The following is an 18,639-nucleotide window of genomic DNA, read 5'->3' on the forward strand; positions in this document are numbered from 1 at the left end:
GACCGAACGGTTAGGACTTTCAGTTCATAAATTTTAATGATCATGCAGCGGTTTCCAAAACCTCTTGCTCTTCTTCTTTTGATTCTTTCTTTCTGCCCCTTCTGAACCAAATTTTCATCCGATACGTAATATTGAACAATACGGGAACGATGATCAAGGTCAAAAAGGTCGCCACGATCAGTCCGAAAATAACTGTCCAAGCCAATGGCCCCCAGAAAATCACATTGTCCCCGCCCATATAGATTTTTGGGTTGAATTCGGTAAATAACGAAAAGAAGTCGATGTTAAGTCCGATGGCCAAAGGAATCAAACCCAACACGGTGGTAATAGCGGTCAAGATTACAGGGCGTAACCTTGCTTTACCTGCTTTGGTAATCACTTCGGTGACCTGTGGCATAGTTAGTAGGTCTTTGTCGTCTTGGTTTAGGGCCACTTTTTTACGGTCGATCAATATTTGTGTATAATCAAGCAACACCACACCATTGTTCACCACGATTCCCGCTAACGAAATAATTCCCATCATGGTCATCATGATTACGAACGACCAGCCCGTTAGCATCAGCCCGCCAAATACCCCTATAAAGCTCAAGAAGATGGCGATCATTATGATAAAGGGTTTGGAGATGCCTCCGAATTGGAATATTAAAATCAAGAATATCAAACCAAGGCCGGAGAAAAATGCCCCGACCAAAAATTGCATTTGTTTGTTCTGTTCTTCGATTTGGCCTGTAAAGTCGATTTTTATGTCCGCCGGGAGGCCTTTGTATTCCTCCATTTCCTTTTGGATTTCAGAAACGATGGCACCGGCATCACTAAACCCGGGCTTCAGTTGCGAATAAACCGTAACCACTCTTTTTGCATCGCGATGTTTGATGGCGCTAAATCCTGACGAATTCTTTTGCGAGGCGACCGCCGAAACGGGTATCTCTTTTATCTTTCCGCTCGCTTGATCTCTAAAAATAATGTTCTGGTTGAACAACGCACTTTTGTTATAACGTATGTCTTCGTTGAAACGGATATTGATATCATAATCTTCGCCACCAACCTTATATACACCCGCTTTTTCTCCAAAAACGGATCGGCGCAATTGTTGCCCGACTTGACCTACGGACACGCCTAATTCGCCTGCTTTTTCACGATCTACGACCACTTGCATAGACGGCTTGCCTTTATTCACATCGATTTTCAACTCTTCGATACCCGCGATGTTTTTGGTATTGATAAAGTTTCGAATATCCTCGGCGGTGTTGATTAGTTCGGTATAATCTTTCCCCTCGAGTTCGATATTTATAGGATACCCCGCCGGAGGCCCATTTGCCTCTTTTTCAACGGAAATCGCCACTCCGGGATATATTCCGGTCAGTGCTTCTTGGATTTCGGCCCGAAGATCTTCAGTATCCAAATCATTTCTGTATTTGTACTCGCGCATCGATAGGGTGACTTTGCCACGATGCGGCATTTCGGCGGCCGAACCTCCATCGGTCATCGGGTTTCCTGCTCCTTCACCTACTTGTGATACGGCTGATTCAACAAGATAATTATGTTCTCCATTAGTGTATTTATCCTGATTGGCTACGGCATAAACCCTTTTTTCGATGGTCTCGGTAAGTTCATTGGTCTTTTCAATAGATGTGCCCTGAGGATATTCGATATAAGCGTAAATCTCGTTGGGTTTGTTATCGGGAAAGAACTCGATTTTTGTCCGACCGCTTCCGATCGACATTCCGAAGAGCATAAAAACTGCGATGAGCAAAGAGAATGTAATTCCGAAATACCAATAGACGTTGCTTCCCCTAAGCGCATGCTTGATTCGTTTTTCATACCAATTTTCAAAACGGACCATGGCATTGTTCTGAAAGCTTGTCGCCCATTTTTTTAAGGCATATTTATAAATCCAGAATAGTATCGTTGTTACTATCATGACCGAGCCCAATCCTTTCATGGCCCCACCGAAAATCAAGATAAAAATTCCGAAACCTCCGAGAATGATGCTCAAACGTATCAACTGCTTCTTGGTCAGTTCTTTTTCGCCGATTTCCATAAATTGGGAGACCAGCATGGAGTTCATAAAAATCGCTACAAAGAGCGAAGACCCCAATACTACAGAAAGTGTAATGGGAAAATATTTCATGAACTGACCAAAAATACCGGGCCAAAGTCCTAGAGGAACGAAGGCTGCTACAGTGGTAAGTGTCGAAATAATTATAGGAAATGCGATTTCCCCTATTCCTTTTTTTGCGGCCTCCGTTCTTGACATGCCCTCACTCATCAAGCGATACACATTTTCGACGACCACGATTCCGTTATCGACCAACATTCCGAGACCCATGATCATTCCGAACAGGATCATGGTATTTAAGGTGTATCCCAATAAGTTCAGGATCATAAACGACATGAACATTGACATGGGAATTGCAAAACCGACAAACAGCGCATTTCGAAATCCTAAAAAGAACATCAATACGGTAACCACGAGTATGATACCGAAGATAATGTTGTTGACCAGGTCATCGACTTGGTTCAACGTTCTTCCTGAAGAATCGTTGGCAATGGTAATATTGAGGTCGGCAGGGTAGTAGTTTTCTTGGGCTTCCTTTACCAATTCCCTAACCTTGGTCGTCGCCTCTATCATGTTCTTGCCCGATCGTTTTTTGATATCGAGCATGACCACACTTTCGCCAAATTCACGGGCGTAGGTCGTTTTTTCTTCTTCATCGAAGGTCACCTTGGCGATATCCTTCAGATATACCGCCCCATTTTCAGATTTGACCACAAAATCGTTGAGTTGCTTTGGGTCTTGGATTTCGCCCAAGACGCGAATGGTACGACGCTGTCCGCCTGATTCGATGTTGCCTGCCGACATGGTCATGTTGCCGTTGCTTATTGCACCTAGAACATCTTGAAAACTGACCTTGGCCGCCATCATTTTATAAACGTCTACGGCAACTTCGACTTCTTTTTCCTGGGCACCTCGAATGCTTACCTCCTTGATCTGTGATAGGTCTTCGATTTCATCTTGCATGTACTCTGCGTACTCCTTCAGTTTTTCCACAGGATAATCCCCCGTGAAATTCACGTTCATGATCGGGAAGGATTCCGAAAGGTTCAGGTCGAAAATGTTGGGCTCGACTTTGGCGTTGTTAAAAGTGGGCCAATCTTCGCTGGCTTTTTCACCATCGACTTCGTCCTTGACCTTTAATTTTGCCGATTCGACCGAGATTTCTTCGTCGAACTCCACTGTAATAATGGAGTAATCTTCTTGGGAGGTAGAAGTCACCTCGACCACGTTACTTACATTCTTTAGGCGTTCCTCCAAGGGGTCGGTAATCAATCGCTCAACGTCCTCAGCTGTGTTTCCGGGATAGGGAGTACTAATATATACTTTGGTTTCTACGATTTCGGGGAAATCTTCCCTTGGCATTGCTTGATATCCCTGAAAACCGATCCATAGAAAAATCGCGATCATCACATAAATGACCGAAGGGTTGTCTATCGCCCATGAGGATAGCCCAAATTCTTTATCAGCGTTTTTCTTTTGTCTACTCATTGGTCTTGTTGTTTAGAATTTGAACCTTCTGGCCATCTTTGACACTCCGTGCTCCTTCCTGAATCAATTCAGCGCCATCCGAAACACCTGTAAGTACTTCGACCATGCTACCTTGTGTCTTTCCTGTGGTTATAATCTGTCGGTTCACAACAGCTTCATTTTCTGCATCCGATTTGGTGGCAATGTAAACGTATTGCTCCCCGTCGGCGTTTTCGGAAATAATACTCTGTGGGATAACGATTGCCCCATCCTTGGAATAATCATTCAAGCTGACCTTGGCCGTTAGGTTCGGCTTGACATTTCCTTTTTTATTGGGAACCGGAATCTCGACAGTGAAGGCACGATTATCGGGATTGATAAAATTACCGGTCTGACGAATTTTTGTGTGAACCGTATCTCCCAAGACCGGAAAATATACGATAGCCTCTTTGCCCTTTTCTATTCCTCCTAAATAGGTTTCGGGAACGTCAACTTCTATATACATATCGGATAAATTCACAATCCGGAAAACCTCTGAACCTGGCCCTGGGGATACCACTGTACCCTGATCTTTTATGACATCATCGATGATTCCTGAAAACGGGGCCCTGATGGTAGATTTACCTAATTGGCTCTCTGCTTGCTTAACGGCACTTTCGGTTGCTTCATATTGGCTCTTCGTTTGTAGGTATTGAATCTCGGAACCTATTTTTTGTTCCCAAAGACGCTTCTGGCGTTCAAAAGTTGTCTTGGCTAAATCGGCCTGGGTTTTTAGTTGGGCCAACTGACTGCCCATTCCTCCATCGTCAATCGATGCCAGAAGTTGTCCTTTGCCAACCCGTTGACCTTCCTTTACGTAGACACGTTGCAAAGTCCCCGCCATCTCAGGATACACCAAAACATTCTGCTTGGTCTGTACATTGCCCTGCAGTTCCAAAAAGTGTTCAAATTTCTGTGACGAGGTAGTAATGGTGGTCACAAGGGGTAGTTTTTCGTCCCCTGACTTGGTGGCGATAGCAGAATCGAGCATTTTGATATCGACTTCGATAAGTTTTTGTTGCGCGGAAATTTCCGATTTTTTGGCGCGCAATGCTTCCAGGTCACCTTGTGCTACTAAGACTTCGACCGATTGTTCTTGCTTTCCTCCGCAAGAGAGAACCGCGAACGTAACGATTAAGAGGTAGATTATTTTTTTCATTTCGATAGTTTTATAGACTGCTGTTGTTTGTTGATTATTCATTATTAAGAATCGTTTCCAAATTCGTTTTCTTATTGATGACCTCCACCATCGATTGAAGGTATCCCTTTTGAGCATCATATAGTTGTGTCTGTGCTTGACGTAGTTCAAAACTACTAGCGATACCTTCTGAATATTTGATTTGGTTTTTGTTTTCAATACGTTCGGCCAGACCAAGATTCTCTTGGGAGGTTTGATACTGTTCTATGGCCAAAATATAGTCGCTTTTGGCACTCTCCAATTGCAGACGAATCTGCTCTTCAGCTTCCAATTTTTGAGTCTTGGCTTTTTCCAAGGCAATTTTGGCCCTGGCAGTACTGGCACTTCTTTTTCCTGAACTAAATATGGGAATGCTAAGGTCAAACCCCAAAATAGAGGAGTCGAACCATTGCTGGTCACTATTCAGAAAGTTAAAAGTGTCCGCAAAAGCGGAAGAGCCATAGTTGATGAAGGCATTTAAAGTTGGCAATGCCCTACTTTTTGCCAACTTATGTTCAAAGTAGCGTTGTTGGTTCAAATTCTCTACTAATTTAAAATCCACATTATTTTCAATATTGAATTCCGCTTCCAATAATTGAAGGTCAATCTGTTTTTGGGCCAAATCGTTCAAGTCTTCGGAAAGTTTTGTGGGTGAGTCAACCGAAATACCCATATTGAGGTTCAACATTTGTAGTGTAATATCTTGTAACCGAATTGCGTTTTTTAATTGATTTTCTATTGAAGACAGGGTAATCTGTAATTGTTCTACGCTTTCTTCATCGCCTAATCCGTTTTCATATATTTTTTCGGTCTCGAAAAGATTTTTCTCTAGATTGGCCTTGTTTTTTTCAAGTATAGCAACACTTTCTTGAGCCAGCAAAACATTACCGTATGATTCGGTTACGGCCTTGCGCACCTCAATATCAGTCTTTTCCTTATTGTTGGCGCTATATTGCAAAAATGCCTTTGTGGCCTGAACCCCAACAATATAAGAACCGTCAAAAATTTGCTGGCTCAATGTGGCCGTGGCGTTGACAGTTTGGGGTTGTCCGAATACCACCTCTACAAAAGTACCGGGTTCGCCCCCAAATATTTCTGCCGGAATCACACTTACAGGCTGTTTCAACTGGTTCTGATAACTGACAGATCCGTTTATTTGTGGTAGCCCTGTGGCAATGGTTTCCCATTTCTGCTTTTGGGCATCGACGATATCGCGATTGGCGTTGATGGCCTTATAGTTATTTTCAAGGGCAAAGGTTATGGCTTCATCTAAAGTGAAGCTTGAAGATTGGGCCATCTCTTCCTGGGAAAAGCCTAAGGCCACCATAAAAATCGCAACGAATGCTATGAAATGATTTCTCATTATTCTTGGTTTGAGTTGATAATCGAATTCAATATTTTTCTTCCTTTTGGGGTGACGATGCCCCTGAGGTGATATTCCAAATAATTGTCCATAAGTTCCGCCATGGGAAATTTATCGACAGGAAATAATGTATGGTCCTTTATACTGGTTACTCCCGTAAAATAAATCCTGCTGACAAAATCGATATCGAGATTTTCCCGATAAATACCCTGATCGATACCTTTTTTAATATTATCGACAACACAATCTTGCATCACTTCATATTGCCGTGCCCGCATTGAACCATATATTTTAGGATAATATTTCTGCAATTGATATTGAGGAGACGATTTTTCATCTTTCAAATGGACCATTACGAACTTTTTTATTTCATAAAGTTCTTCGATAGGGTTTTTGTTCAACGAACATATGTAGTCTATTCCGTCAGAAATGTTACAAAATAAATGTGATGTGCTTTCATCTACAAGATGGGTCTTGTTCTCGAAATGGGAATAGATCGTCTTCTTCGAAATACCCATCTCATTCGCAAGATCATCCATAGTGACACTCTTAAACCCCAGGTTTAAGAACATATCCGTCGCTTTTTCGAGTATTTTTTCTTTCATAATCGGGCGACAAATATAAATCGGAAACTTTAAAAACATAAAAAGTTTCCTAAGTTTTACATTTATTTAACATTGCTTATGACCAATGTCATTGTTTTTGTTCATGGTGTTAGACAGTATGAGCTACAAGCGCCTGTTCTCCTTTTTATCTTCACAATCTGGATCTTCAGATTTCTTGGTGACCGCACTATTTAAATTCCAGAAAAAAACCTTGTGATGATAATTATACTTTCGTTTAGAGATGCTTTTTTTGTTTTGGGCCATCAGTCTTCTTTTTTTGGTTCAATTTTTTCGAGATATTCTTTGTAGGCCTGCTCGCCTTCTTCTTTCCAAAATTGATCGTAGTGTTTCCAATCGGAGAAATCCTTTCTCATTGAGCCATATTTTTTTGACGAATCGGTTTTTTTGGATTTTGAGCTACCGCCAGGGCCGTCGCCACCACCAAAACCAAAAAGATCTTTGCCAAAATAAGTAGGCCTACGGCTTGCCAGTATCCAATTTCTTGTAGGCCAAAAAGTTCAGGCATTAACCAGTTCCATAATCGCATAACGATGTACCCTACTAAAAGGGCAATACCCAGCCCGAGTATGATAAAGAATATCACTTTGACCACTTTGGTTACGAAGTATTTCGTTTTTTGTTCCATCTGTCTTTCAATGTTTTCTGTATAGTCCATAATTTTGTTTTTTAGTTTTCTTTTTTTGTCGTGCCCGTTGGCGGGCCGGTTTCTAAGTTTTTCAGGAGTATTGACATGGCGCGGTGTCTTCGCGACATCAGGGTGCCTGCCGGTATTCCTGTTTCCTCGGCTATTTCCCTATAGGTATATCCTTCAAAATCTACCGCTAGTATGATGTCGCGATAGGCCGGTTTTAGTTCCATAATCGCTGTTTTTAGATTGTTCTTCAATTGATCCGGATACTCATCTGCCGTGCCATCGTAAAACATTTGGGTAAATTCCGTCCATAAGTGCTCTAAGGTTTTTTCATCGTATATCCGCTCCTTTTTTGTGCGCATCAGGTCAATAATTCTGTTTTTAATGGCATTGTAAACGAAACCTCCGATGTTTTTAATGGGTAATGCATCCGTAGGTCTTGACAATATCCGTAAGGCCACGTCTTGAATAATGTCTTCGGCATCACTCTCGGTAGTATGGGCGATTTTAGAACGCACATAACCTTTGAGCGAGCTATATTCTTCTTTGAAGAAAGTGTTTAAATTATTGTTCGGTTGTTTTTCTGAAACCATCAAAGGTTTTTCTAAGGGTCTTCATGATTAAAGACGAAGCTTTTCAAAGCTATTGCATTATTTGACATATTTTTTTTGCAATTGTTACCCTTTTGGGAAAAGCCGTTTGTTAAATAGGATGTATTTTTACCAAAAATTGCCCTTATGCATTCCATTGAAGCGTATCGCGAGGAGTTCATTTCCTATCTGGAATCAAAAACCGCGACCAAGGAGCCCAAAAACCTTTACGAACCCATTGCTTATATTTTAAGTCTTGGCGGAAAGCGTTTGCGACCCGTGCTGACTTTAATGGCGACGGATATTTTTGGAACCGATTATAAAAAAGCCCTAGATGCGGCCTTGGCCATAGAGGTATTTCACAACTTTTCTTTGGTACATGATGATATTATGGATGCCGCTCCGTTGCGAAGGGGCAAGGCAACCGTTCACGAAAAATGGGATATCAATACGGGAATTCTCTCCGGCGACGCCATGCTCATCAATGCATACCAACTATTCGAGAACTATAGAGGTGAAACGTTTCGTTACTTAGCTCAATTATTCAGCAAAACGGCCATCGAAGTATGCGAGGGGCAACAATACGATGTCGATTTCGAGACCCGTGATGATGTTACGATTCCCGAATATCTGAAAATGATAGAATACAAAACAGCAGTTCTGGTTGCCGCCGCATTGAAGATGGGCGGAATTATCGCCGGAGCATCTGAAAGCTCTCAAAATAATATTTACGATTTTGGATTAAATCTTGGTCTCGCCTTTCAATTGCAAGACGATTATCTCGATGCCTATGGTGATCCAATGACTTTTGGCAAACAGGTAGGAGGTGACATTATCGGCAACAAAAAAACCTTTTTATACCTTAAAGCGCTTGAGTTGGGAAATTCGGCCCAACGAAAAGAACTTCAAGATCTGTTTTCCATCCAACCTAAAAATCCTATCGATAAAATAGAAAGTATCAAGATGATTTTTAAAGAAAGTGGTGCCGCCGAACATACGCAGAAGGAAATCGAAAGTTATACCCAAAAAGCTTTTGAAGTTCTTAAAAATTTGGATGTTTCAGAGGATAAGAAAGAATTGCTCCAAAAATTCGGAGAGAACCTAATGCGGCGCAACGTTTAAAAAATCCTCTTGAGCAATGCCCTGATAAAGGGTATTTTTGGGCATCCCCAGATATATTTAATGTCTTCCAAAAATGAGGTTTGCTCATCCAAGAATTTAAAGATCAACTGTGGATTCCTGTTCTTAAACAGTGATTCGAATATTTGATGTCCGTCGGCATTATCTTTTTTCAGCACATCTAGAAACAATAAATCGTAAAACCAGAACTTGTTCTTGAAGTTAAGTTTGTTGAGGGGCTTTCCGGTTTTGATATAGTCCACAAGTACTGGCACTTTTTTAGAAGTACTCATAAACGTATAGCCCGTACTGGGTTTGGCCCAACCCCCAGCGGTACCGATATAGCGAATATTTGCAGTGTGGTGTTCTTGAAAATCATAACAGGTCATGGGTATGCTACCTTGTTCGGTTTCTAAAATCTCGAACTCGGTACAATTGAGGTCGTCTTTCAAATACCTTTTGATGGCGGTTTCATAGTCCTTTTTCGGGAGTAATTCTTCGGAAAACAAGGTACATTCCACCAAGGCCTCGGTTTCCGAATACGGCAGAACGTACATAAAACGTGTATTCCCTTTTTGGGGGATGGAGAAGTCCATATAAGTGGCCTGGTCGGTATCAAAAACAGGAGCCGAGGTTTTTACGACCCAGCCTACAAAATGCTGCTGCAATACCGGATATTCGGTCTGGTGGGTTGCCATGTGGTAGTGGAAGATGCTATTGAAAACCTGGGAAGCGGAATATTGGTTTTTATCCGTGGATACGATTACCGCTGTTCCATTATCTGTCACCTGCGAAACATTTGCCTGTCGAAACGAAATGTTGGGATAGGCTTTAATTCGTTCCAGATAGGAATCATAAAAGTCAATACCCCGAACCATCTTATAGGTATAGGGATGTATCTCAAAACGATTTGAAAATTGCTTCCCGCTAAAATAGATGTGGTTCCATTCTTTGTGGATGATTTTGTCAAATTTTCCTTGTCCTTTTTCCCAAAAGCACCAAGTGCGATCGTTGTTCTTTTTTGCATCCTTATCTAACAATAAAATAGATTTGTCCTTGAAAAAAGAATCTTTTCCCATGGTATCGGCTAGCATTAGGCCAGCGGCACCTGCGCCGATGATGATATAATCGAATTGAGAAGGATAGTCCAAAAAACGGGATTAAAATAACCCGTCAAAAATAAGTATTAAAAACTTAGTTCAATTGATAACGCACACCGAAGAATCCACGAATTCCTTGGTTGGGGCCGTAAACGTAGGAGGGGTCAAACGTCAGTGCATTTGGGTTGTTCGGAGTTGCCACCACATTTCCATCAGTATCAAAAGTGACATTCTTATCAAAAGGATCATTGGCTCGTGCTATAATAAACGGATTTCCACGATTGGGTGTCCAGTCCAATAGGTTTTTGATGCCTCCGTAGAATTCAAAATTGTCTAGCCCTTTATATGTGAATTGAATGTTTTGAATACTCCAAACAGGGGAGAAATCGCTTCTTGGGTCGTTTTCGCCTAGCGTGGGCAATCGCATAGGGCCATATAGGTTTCCGGTGTAATCGACCTTAAGTTTCAGGCGACGAAAGTTGTAGCCTACATTCCAGGTCCCGGTGTAGTTTTCGGTCAGTATTTGTCTTGATGAAACTCCATTTTCGGTTTGGCGTACATCTTGAAAAGTAGCTCCGACCAAAAATTTGAATCCCGAAGGAAAAACCACATCTATGTTGGCACTGACTCCTTGGGAAACTGATTTTCCATCTAAATTATCGTAGATAATCTGATTTGGATCGATATCATAGTCAGGAAGAATAGCATTGCTAAAGTTCGTGTAAAATAGGGACGCGTCAATAGTAGCAAAGGTGCCATTGTCGGTATAGATCTTTTTTTGATAATTCAGGTTTACGTTGAACGAACGCTCTGGTTCAAGCTCTTCGGTAACAATGACATTGCGTGCTCCGGTAAGGGCGGCATGTTCTTCGGTAAAGAGATTAACGACTCGAAAACCGGTGCCTGCATTAAGACGTAAAATATCATTGCCGGACATTTTCCATCGGTAGGCAGTTCTTGGCGTGAAGATATTACCATGCCTTTTATCATAATCATAGCGTATACCGAGCAAGAGCGAATGCTTCTTTGCCAAACTGATTTCGTCTTGAACGAACAAACTGGGTATAATCACCTCATCTGCTATAACGGTAGCCGTCGTGTTATCGTCGTAGTAATTATATCGCAATGCACTACCCAACAATACATCATGGTTTCCCACTTTTTTATCCCAGGTCAACTGTGTAAAACCGATACGTTGGTCGGCGATGTATGGAATATAACCGTAAGCCGAGTTCTGAGCGTGGTCGTTGTAAGAGAAAGACAGTAGTAACTTCTCTTTTACTGGAAGTTGGTACTTGCCCAAAACTTCCCAACGTCTCGTGTAAATACTTTCGCCATAAATTTCATCACCTCCTCGGAATTCGGGAGTCCATTGCAGTTCGCCACCCCATCTATCCTCATAAAAGAACCGTCCGGCCACTGAAAGAATACGCTCGTCCTTTCGTTGGAAATTCCATTTTTGGAAGACCGAAATTCGATCTTGAAGTGTTAAATCAGTGAAATTATCACCATTGTTATCAATGAGCTCATCGTAGTTGAAGTAGTTCACACCAAGTAATACATCAGTTTTTTCACTAATATAAATCTTGGCACCTATGTCTAGATTATATTCTCCCCAGCCCGTCAGAAATGCATCTGCGGCAAAATCGGGAGCTTCCAAAGTATTTTTCGTAATGATGTTTATGAGTCCGCCAACGGCCTCACTACCATATAAACTTGATGCGGGACCCTTGACAATTTCAATTTGTTCGATAAGGGAGTTCGGAATGCCCGATAATCCATAAACCGTTCCTAAACCACTGACGATGGGCATCCCGTCAATCAGTACTAGCGTGTACGGGCCTTCTAGGCCATTGATATGAATGTCGCCCGTATTACAAACATTACAATTGATTTGTGGCCGTACTCCGTTTACATTCTGGAGCGCCTCGAAAATACTGGCCGTGGGATTCTGTTTTAAAAAAGTCGGACTATAAACTTCGACCGGTACCGGACTTTCAGACCGTTTTACCGCTTTTAGGGTGCCAGTTACCACCGTTTCCTCCAATTGCTCTGTCGATACTACCAATCTGATAGTCAGTTTCATTGTTTCTGATGACCTGAGTTCTATGACTTTGGAAAAAGTCTTATACCCTATCATTGAAACCATCAAGTTATGCGAACCCATAGGAATATCTTGCAAAGAAAAAACCCCTTCTTTATCGCTGTAAGTCCCTAGTGTTGTGTTCTTTAAATAGATGTTCGCAAAGGGCACAGGTATTCCGTCATCGGTGACGATGCCTTCTAATTTAGCATATTGCGCATATCCATCGGCAAGGCTGAAAAACAGCAATAGCACCAAAAGCAAGCTAAAATGAGTACTAATGAATTTTATTTTTTTCAAATCTAAAAAATAATATTTAGACAAATCTAAAAATTTGTTTTTACATATAAAAATGTATTTTTGTATAGCTATAAATATTTTTGGATGACATTATCGGAAGAAGATTACATTAAGGCCATTTACCATTTAGGTAAGGGGGAGAGTACGGCCATATCCACGAATGCCATTTCCGAACAAATGGAGACGAAACCCTCATCGGTAACCGATATGGTACGTAAACTTTCTGACAAGGGTCTCATCAACTATAAAAAATACAAAGGGGTCTCCTTGACCGAAATCGGAAAAAAAACAGCTTTGGGCCTAGTGCGAAAACATCGATTGTGGGAAGTTTTTTTGGTAGATAAGCTTGATTTTTCATGGGACGAGGTGCACGAGGTGGCGGAGCAATTGGAGCACATCAAGAGCGAGAAGCTGATCGATCAGATGGACAAGCTCTTGGGATTTCCGCAGGTAGATCCGCACGGGGACCCTATTCCCTCTAAAAATGGGGAATTCAAAAAGGCCATAAAAAAATTGTTGAACGAAGTACCTGTTGGAACCCAGGGTATTTGTGTTGGTGTCAGGGATTCTTCGGCCCCTTTTCTGAAATTTTTAGATAAAAACAACATCGCCTTGGGCGATTCCATTTCGGTCATCGATAGGGAAGAATTTGATGGCTCGCTACATATCAAGATCAAGGAAAATGACATTCATATCTCCAATCAAATCGCTTCGAACCTCTATTTAACCATAACGGAATAACCATGCAACAAGTAATCGATTATTTCGAATCTATCGACCCAATTTTGGCCGCATTTTACGCCACACTATTCACATGGGGACTCACCGCCGCGGGAGCAGCACTGGTCTTTTTGTTCAAAAGCACGAATAGAGCCGTAATGGACGGAATGCTCGGCTTTACGGGAGGAGTCATGGTAGCCGCCAGTTTTTGGAGTTTATTGGCGCCTGGAATTGAAATGAGTCCTGGCGAGGGATTCGTAAAGGTAATTCCCGCTGCAACAGGTTTTTTATTGGGAGCACTTTTTCTCTTCGGATTGGATAAGGTACTGCCCCATTTACATATCAATTTCAAGGAAAGTGAGGCGGAAGGTGTGAAGACCCCGTGGCATAAAACCACACTCTTGACCTTGGCGATTACCATGCATAACATACCTGAAGGCTTGGCAGTTGGGGTGCTTTTTGGAGGTGTCGCGGCAGGTTTTGATGGCGCCACTATTGGTGGAGCCGTTGCGTTAGCATTGGGTATCGGTCTTCAAAATTTTCCAGAAGGTTTTGCGGTTTCCATGCCATTACGAAGACAAGGGCTTTCAAGAGGAAGAAGTTTTATGTATGGTCAGGCTTCGGCCTTGGTCGAGCCTATAGCGGCTGTTTTAGGTGCTTGGGCTGTTTTAACCTTTCAACCTATTTTGCCCTATGCGCTAGCTTTCGCCGCCGGTGCGATGATTTTTGTTGTGGTTGAAGAGGTAATTCCTGAAACACAGCAAGACAAACATTCCGATGTTGCCGTGATGGGGTTTATCGGAGGTTTTATCGTGATGATGACTTTGGACGTTGGTTTGGGCTAAGACTAGGTTGGTATCCTTGTCCCTTTTTTACACGTATTCGTCTGTGTAAAAACCCTTTTCTGCTTTTTCCTGTTTCCATACTGTTTTGATATGTGCATCTTCGTCATCAATAATCAAAAAACGAACAGTATGCTACTCATCACAAGAAAAATCATTCCAATTATTATCACTTTAGCTATGCAAATGTCATGCAAAACAATTGTAGGGCAGGATTCATCGCAAAGTAAAACAGTAACGAACCTAGTCGGGAAAGAAATAGCAACAGATTCGCTAAACATCTTTTTGAAAAACCAAATGAAAGCTTTGGAAGTGCCAGGAGTTTCAGTGGCCATAATCAATAATGGAAAAGTGGTTTACCATACGGCTAAAGGGTATGCCGATATTGAAGCAAAAAAAGAAAGTAACCGCCCAGACCATTTTTGAGGGTGCTTCATTATCAAAGCCTTTGTTCGCCTATTTTGTCATGGGATTCGTAGAAGAAGGCAAGCTGGATTTAGACAAACCACTCATTGAATACTTGGCCTATGAAGATATTGCATATGACGACCGCTACAAAAAAATCACGGCGAGAATGGTGCTTTCCCATACTACGGGATTTCCCAACTGGAGGTCAGACTTTGAAGATAAAAAATTGTTCATCAAATTTGAACCAGGTAGCTCCTTTGAGTACTCAGGGGAAGGATACCAATATTTGGCCAAGGTGTTGGCCCACATACTTAAAACAGATGATGCTGGGCTGGAAGCCATCTTTCAAGAGCGAATTGCTCGCCCTTTGAAGTTACATGTCACCAAATACCTTCAAGACAAAAGGAACATGAAGCATAAGGCAAAAGGGTATGTCGAGGGAGTCGCAGTAGAAGAAGACGATGACCCCTCTATTTTTGGATCCGCATTTTCAATACATTCGGAAGCGTTGGATTTTTCAAAATGGGTAATAGCCCTTATGAACAACAAAGGATTGTCAAAAGAAAGCTACGAAGAACTTTTTAAGTCACAGGTTGTGCTGCCCGAAGGTCACATTCAAAGACAAGAGGGAATCACGGATTGGACCTTAGGATTTGCAAAAGCTACACTTCCTTTTGGATCAGCCTATGGGCATGGCGGTAATAATCCCGGTTATGCCAGCATCTTTATAGTTTCCCCAGAAACCAAATGGGGATATGTGATGTTTACCAACGCCAATCAGTCCCAATTGCCCATGGTATTTTTACAATATTTGATGGCACCTTGAAACCCGATTATAAATTCAATTATCTTATACTAACTTGGTACATTAACTTCTTTGAATGAACGGTTTTAAATTCAACAAATCCGATTATAGGTTTATCCTAGTTTATTTTATTGGTGCCTCTATTTGGTTGTTGTATCGGTGGAATATTGAAGAATATTCTTTTTTTGAAATAATCACGGGTCTGTCAGGGTTCATTATCAAGAACCTGCTATTACTATTTATTTTTAGATGGTTGATAAACAAATACTTGGTTGTCAGGAAAAACTATGTAGTTTTTATTTTGTTGGCATTTATAGCTTGGGAAGCTGTTGGTTTTCTAGATATGTGGCGAGACTATTATACTGCGAACCATCCTTGGGAGTTACCTTCTGTCGGTGTAATGCTGGTTCAAAATTTTTACCGGGCCGCCACTGACTCGGTTATGTTGATTGGTCTGATACTCGGTAAAAAGTATTACGAAAACAAACTTGATTACGTCAAGCTACAAAGTGCTCAAAAAGAGTTGGAACTTAAAATTTTGCGTTCGCAATACGACCCACATTTTCTGTATAACAGTTTAAATACCATAGATGCGCTTGTTGACTATTCCCCCAAAGAAAAAGTCAAGCAGTACATCGCCCATCTCGCCGCCCTTTATCGGCATCTTATCCATACCAAAGACGAGGACATTGTGACCTTAAAGGACGAACTTGATTTGGCCGGTAATTATTTCTATTTAATCGAAACCCGTTTTGAGAATGATTATAGTTTTGAAATTGTCAATAACGTCGCACCCAAATTGAATTATTTACCTAATGGCGCCATCTTGACCGTCCTTGAAAATGTAGTCAAGCATAACAAAGCTTTAGATGGCAAAACGATTGAAACAAGAATCATCATCGAAGAGAAAGCGGTCTTGGTAACGAACACAAAAGCAACTGGTCGAACCAAAAATGAGTCGCTGGGTACGGGTTTGCAAAACCTATCCAAGAGATACCAGTTGTTGAGTGACCAAACCATTAAGGTTGAGGAAACCGAAAACACATTCACTATCCGATTACCTTTGTTAAGGGTTTTGGATTAAACAGAGATTATGCATGTTCTGATTTTGGAGGATGAAATTCCGGCGCACAAAAAATTGGTTTCCTACCTATCCGATTTTTTCATGGATTCTTTTACTATGGATAGTACAAGAACCGTAGCGGAAGGCAGGGTACTATTGCAACAAAACACCTATGATTTAATACTGTCGGACATCAAACTATTGGACGGTAGTTCTTTTGAAGTTTTTTCAAAAGTGGAAACGACGACTCCGATCATCTTTTGTACGGCATACGATGCTCATTTGTTGGAAGCCTTTCAAACCAATGGCATTGCCTATATTCTTAAACCCTACCTAAAGGAAGACTTTGACAAAGCGCTAAAAAAATTCCAGGCTCTTTTTGAGACAAAATCGTTGGAAAAGGATATTTTCAAAAAACTCAACAATGTACTTGATGCCCGTAATGAAAGCTATAAAAAACGATTTGCCATTAAAAAACGAGAAGGCATAAAATTGTTGGATGCATCGGAGATTTCCTTGATTCAAGCCAATGGAGATTTTTGTAAGATCATTGATTCCCAAGGCCAACTTCATGGTATTTCACAGAGTATAGGTTCACTGATCAAAGAGCTGAATCCCAAGAATTTCTATAAGATCAATCGAAGTCAAATTGTGAATATTGAACACATTGAGAAAATTGAATCGTATGCAAAGAACCGGCTCGCCCTAAAAATTCGAGGATTCAAGGAATATGCAATAACAAGCTCCACCGCAACCAAGGAGTTCCGAAATTGGTTGGAGCAATGATTTTTTTTGTTTGAACTTTTTGACCCGCATGGTAGGAGTGTTTATTTTGAGACAAAAACTATTGATTCAAGAATAAAACCTATTCAATGGTAATCCCATCCAAACTTTCTAATTGCGCAATAAACCCCCAATTGAATTTTTGACGATTATCTGCCGAAAGCATGAAAATCAATTGATTTTTGCCTTCCTTCAAATTCAGTTCAACACTTTCATCTTCTACAAAAACCCTTCCTTGTTCTCCTTTTCCAGCTGGAGATTCAAAGTTCATTCCCTCATCAAACAGAATCTCTGAATTCAAAAGCATTACTAGGTGATCGGCATAATCAAAATTCAATTTAACAGTTTTGTCAACTTCCGATTCAAGGGTACATCTTAAGGCAACGGTTTTGGTCATGTCATCATTGAAACGACTAATATCAAGTAAACCGTCATCATCGGCTTCGATGGATTTAAATACCGCCTTGTTGAGAAACAGTGAATCTATTTGTTCTTTAAAATTGACCGAATCTTTGGTAAACATTTCAGAAACTTCCCATTTGGTCAAATACTTATTCGATAACTTTTCTTTGGATGGTTTGCTTTTGAGTTCTTCTTGTTCTTCTTGCAATTGAGTAATCGAAACATCGGCGAAATATACGCCACCTCCATCGCCAATCAGACTTATCCCCCCTTCGACTGCATTGCGCTTTAAATTTTCGACGACAAGCACGGGTGTTTTCATGTCCTCGACATAAAATGAAGCACTATCCCCAACAACCTCGACCTTGATATGAATCCAGGTTCGAGGATCTAAAACCACTATTTCATCTTCGACTTCTTCGAAAAGCACTGCTTTCATTTCTTCTGGGTCGAAAATATAGCGCATGGTCTCATCCGCAATTGCCACTTCAGATTTTTCAGAAAAAGAAAAACCCTTCTCCGATAAAAAGTTCTTCAATTTTTCGCTTGCCTTTCCCTCAACTAAATCATCTTTTAAATCAGATATCAAAGTGGCTACTTTTTCTCTCGGAAACATGGCCTGCCCCTCATATTTCGGATAATTATACAATTGCCAAGGCAGATTGCCATTATGAATGGGCACGTATTGCATGGCATCTTTTTTACCACTCACACCCAGTCTAAGATATAGGTAATCGAAGTTTTTCTTGTCTTCTATCCGAAATCCAAATCCCGGGCCCGATAAGGCATTACAATAAAATTCAAGCACAAAATTTTTGAACTTCATTTCTGTAAATATGCTTTTTGATTGGCTTCCAGTTTTATTGACGATTTGCCTTTGAAGTCCAAAATTTTGATTTCAACTGCTGTCTCGTCCTCACTTTCGAGAGTCCAGTTTTCCGCAGTAAAAGGAAATTCTTGAGCCTCTTTATTTTCTTTGTTCGTTTGCCCACAAGCAAGTTGCAAAGCGAAAACACTTAAAACTAAAAATCTTCTAAAATTTATTGTCATGGTTAAATTATA

17 protein-coding genes are annotated in these 18,639 nt (G+C 41.1%); 7 read left to right on the top strand and 10 right to left on the bottom strand.

All coding sequences use genetic code 11. From position 1 onward, the window contains the following. Nucleotides 1-40 precede the first annotated feature (40 nt). The 6 genes from N8A86_RS10015 to N8A86_RS10040 all read right to left on the bottom strand — a co-directional run bounded on the left by N8A86_RS10015 (nucleotide 41) and on the right by N8A86_RS10040 (nucleotide 7,955). Nucleotides 41-3,547, bottom strand: a complete 3,507-nt coding sequence (locus N8A86_RS10015) for an efflux RND transporter permease subunit (RefSeq protein ID WP_273568942.1) — start codon at nucleotides 3,545-3,547, stop codon at nucleotides 41-43. Continuing rightward, nucleotides 3,540-4,724: an efflux RND transporter periplasmic adaptor subunit gene (locus N8A86_RS10020; RefSeq protein WP_273568943.1), complete on the bottom strand. Its 1,185-nt coding sequence runs from the start codon at nucleotides 4,722-4,724 to the stop codon at nucleotides 3,540-3,542. Before N8A86_RS10020 ends, N8A86_RS10015 begins: the two co-directional genes overlap by 8 nt. Before the next feature lie 34 nt (nucleotides 4,725-4,758). After that, nucleotides 4,759-6,105: a TolC family protein gene (locus tag N8A86_RS10025; protein ID WP_273568944.1), complete on the bottom strand. Its 1,347-nt coding sequence runs from the start codon at nucleotides 6,103-6,105 to the stop codon at nucleotides 4,759-4,761. Continuing rightward, nucleotides 6,105-6,710 carry a TetR/AcrR family transcriptional regulator gene (locus tag N8A86_RS10030; protein ID WP_273568945.1) on the bottom strand — a complete coding sequence of 202 codons (606 nt, stop codon included), beginning with the start codon at nucleotides 6,708-6,710 and terminating at the stop codon, nucleotides 6,105-6,107. The genes N8A86_RS10025 and N8A86_RS10030 overlap by 1 nt, the downstream gene beginning before the upstream one ends. A 370-nt stretch (nucleotides 6,711-7,080) precedes the next feature. After that, nucleotides 7,081-7,386: a hypothetical protein gene (locus N8A86_RS10035; RefSeq protein ID WP_273568946.1), complete on the bottom strand. Its 306-nt coding sequence runs from the start codon at nucleotides 7,384-7,386 to the stop codon at nucleotides 7,081-7,083. 11 nt (nucleotides 7,387-7,397) lie between these two features. Then, nucleotides 7,398-7,955 carry an RNA polymerase sigma factor gene (locus N8A86_RS10040; protein WP_273568947.1) on the bottom strand — a complete coding sequence of 186 codons (558 nt, stop codon included), beginning with the start codon at nucleotides 7,953-7,955 and terminating at the stop codon, nucleotides 7,398-7,400. A 144-nt stretch (nucleotides 7,956-8,099) separates the two neighbouring features. Between N8A86_RS10040 and N8A86_RS10045 the strand changes: the two genes are divergently transcribed. After that, a complete protein-coding gene (locus N8A86_RS10045; RefSeq protein ID WP_273568948.1) occupies nucleotides 8,100-9,074 on the top strand; it encodes a polyprenyl synthetase family protein in 975 nt (324 codons plus the stop codon). On the opposite strand, the gene N8A86_RS10050 is transcribed toward N8A86_RS10045, so the two are convergent. Further along, nucleotides 9,071-10,222, bottom strand: a complete 1,152-nt coding sequence (locus N8A86_RS10050; RefSeq protein ID WP_273568949.1) for a lycopene cyclase family protein — start codon at nucleotides 10,220-10,222, stop codon at nucleotides 9,071-9,073. The genes N8A86_RS10045 and N8A86_RS10050 overlap by 4 nt on opposite strands. A 43-nt stretch (nucleotides 10,223-10,265) precedes the next feature. Continuing rightward, entirely contained in the window at nucleotides 10,266-12,545 is a 2,280-nt protein-coding gene (locus tag N8A86_RS10055) for a TonB-dependent receptor (protein ID WP_430682199.1), read from the bottom strand. A gap of 93 nt (nucleotides 12,546-12,638) precedes the next feature. On the opposite strand from N8A86_RS10055, the gene N8A86_RS10060 reads away from it, so the two are divergent. The 6 genes from N8A86_RS10060 (at nucleotide 12,639) to N8A86_RS10080 (ending at nucleotide 17,178) form a co-directional block, all read left to right on the top strand. Next, on the top strand, nucleotides 12,639-13,295 hold the full coding sequence (locus N8A86_RS10060; protein ID WP_273568950.1) for a metal-dependent transcriptional regulator: 657 nt from the start codon (nucleotides 12,639-12,641) through the stop codon (nucleotides 13,293-13,295). A 2-nt stretch (nucleotides 13,296-13,297) separates the two neighbouring features. After that, nucleotides 13,298-14,119 carry a ZIP family metal transporter gene (locus N8A86_RS10065; RefSeq protein WP_273568951.1) on the top strand — a complete coding sequence of 274 codons (822 nt, stop codon included), beginning with the start codon at nucleotides 13,298-13,300 and terminating at the stop codon, nucleotides 14,117-14,119. Nucleotides 14,120-14,248: 129 nt separating this feature from the next. Beyond that, nucleotides 14,249-14,542, top strand: coding sequence for a serine hydrolase (locus tag N8A86_RS21560; protein ID WP_337251789.1), 294 nt, complete (start codon nucleotides 14,249-14,251; stop codon nucleotides 14,540-14,542). Further along, the gene (locus N8A86_RS10070) at nucleotides 14,493-15,350 is read left to right on the top strand and encodes a serine hydrolase domain-containing protein (RefSeq protein WP_337251790.1); all 858 of its coding nucleotides are present in this window, start codon (nucleotides 14,493-14,495) and stop codon (nucleotides 15,348-15,350) included. Before N8A86_RS21560 ends, N8A86_RS10070 begins: the two co-directional genes overlap by 50 nt. Nucleotides 15,351-15,405: 55 nt before the next feature. Continuing rightward, complete coding sequence (locus N8A86_RS10075) at nucleotides 15,406-16,413, top strand: sensor histidine kinase (protein WP_273568952.1); 1,008 nt, start codon at nucleotides 15,406-15,408, stop codon at nucleotides 16,411-16,413. 9 nt (nucleotides 16,414-16,422) lie between these two features. Then, complete coding sequence (locus tag N8A86_RS10080; protein WP_273568953.1) at nucleotides 16,423-17,178, top strand: LytR/AlgR family response regulator transcription factor; 756 nt, start codon at nucleotides 16,423-16,425, stop codon at nucleotides 17,176-17,178. Between the two features lie 79 nt (nucleotides 17,179-17,257). On the opposite strand, the gene N8A86_RS10085 is transcribed toward N8A86_RS10080, so the two are convergent. Together N8A86_RS10085 and N8A86_RS10090 are read right to left on the bottom strand one after the other, a co-directional pair. Then, a complete protein-coding gene (locus N8A86_RS10085; protein ID WP_273568954.1) occupies nucleotides 17,258-18,403 on the bottom strand; it encodes a hypothetical protein in 1,146 nt (381 codons plus the stop codon). Next, entirely contained in the window at nucleotides 18,400-18,627 is a 228-nt protein-coding gene (locus N8A86_RS10090) for a hypothetical protein (RefSeq protein ID WP_273568955.1), read from the bottom strand. Before N8A86_RS10090 ends, N8A86_RS10085 begins: the two co-directional genes overlap by 4 nt. Nucleotides 18,628-18,639: the final 12 nt, after the last annotated feature.

The sequence above is a fragment of the Maribacter halichondriae genome, from assembly GCF_027474825.1.
In the GTDB taxonomy this organism is placed as follows: Bacteria; Bacteroidota; Bacteroidia; order Flavobacteriales; family Flavobacteriaceae; genus Meishania; species Meishania halichondriae.

Bases quoted from the DNA above. Each gene is read 5' to 3' on its own strand.
- N8A86_RS10090 (WP_273568955.1), bottom strand. From the start codon at position 18,627: ATGACAATAAATTTTAGAAGATTTTTAGTTTTAAGTGTTTTCGCTTTG.
- N8A86_RS10030 (WP_273568945.1), bottom strand. From the start codon at position 6,710: ATGAAAGAAAAAATACTCGAAAAAGCGACGGATATGTTCTTAAACCTG.
- N8A86_RS10035 (WP_273568946.1), bottom strand. From the start codon at position 7,386: ATGGACTATACAGAAAACATTGAAAGACAGATGGAACAAAAAACGAAA.
- N8A86_RS10040 (WP_273568947.1), bottom strand. From the start codon at position 7,955: ATGGTTTCAGAAAAACAACCGAACAATAATTTAAACACTTTCTTCAAA.
- N8A86_RS10015 (WP_273568942.1), bottom strand. From the start codon at position 3,547: ATGAGTAGACAAAAGAAAAACGCTGATAAAGAATTTGGGCTATCCTCA.
- N8A86_RS10075 (WP_273568952.1), top strand. From the start codon at position 15,406: ATGAACGGTTTTAAATTCAACAAATCCGATTATAGGTTTATCCTAGTT.
- N8A86_RS10070 (WP_337251790.1), top strand. From the start codon at position 14,493: ATGCCGATATTGAAGCAAAAAAAGAAAGTAACCGCCCAGACCATTTTT.
- N8A86_RS21560 (WP_337251789.1), top strand. From the start codon at position 14,249: ATGCTACTCATCACAAGAAAAATCATTCCAATTATTATCACTTTAGCT.
- N8A86_RS10080 (WP_273568953.1), top strand. From the start codon at position 16,423: ATGCATGTTCTGATTTTGGAGGATGAAATTCCGGCGCACAAAAAATTG.
- N8A86_RS10085 (WP_273568954.1), bottom strand. From the start codon at position 18,403: ATGAAGTTCAAAAATTTTGTGCTTGAATTTTATTGTAATGCCTTATCG.
- N8A86_RS10065 (WP_273568951.1), top strand. From the start codon at position 13,298: ATGCAACAAGTAATCGATTATTTCGAATCTATCGACCCAATTTTGGCC.
- N8A86_RS10020 (WP_273568943.1), bottom strand. From the start codon at position 4,724: ATGAAAAAAATAATCTACCTCTTAATCGTTACGTTCGCGGTTCTCTCT.
- N8A86_RS10060 (WP_273568950.1), top strand. From the start codon at position 12,639: ATGACATTATCGGAAGAAGATTACATTAAGGCCATTTACCATTTAGGT.
- N8A86_RS10045 (WP_273568948.1), top strand. From the start codon at position 8,100: ATGCATTCCATTGAAGCGTATCGCGAGGAGTTCATTTCCTATCTGGAA.
- N8A86_RS10025 (WP_273568944.1), bottom strand. From the start codon at position 6,105: ATGAGAAATCATTTCATAGCATTCGTTGCGATTTTTATGGTGGCCTTA.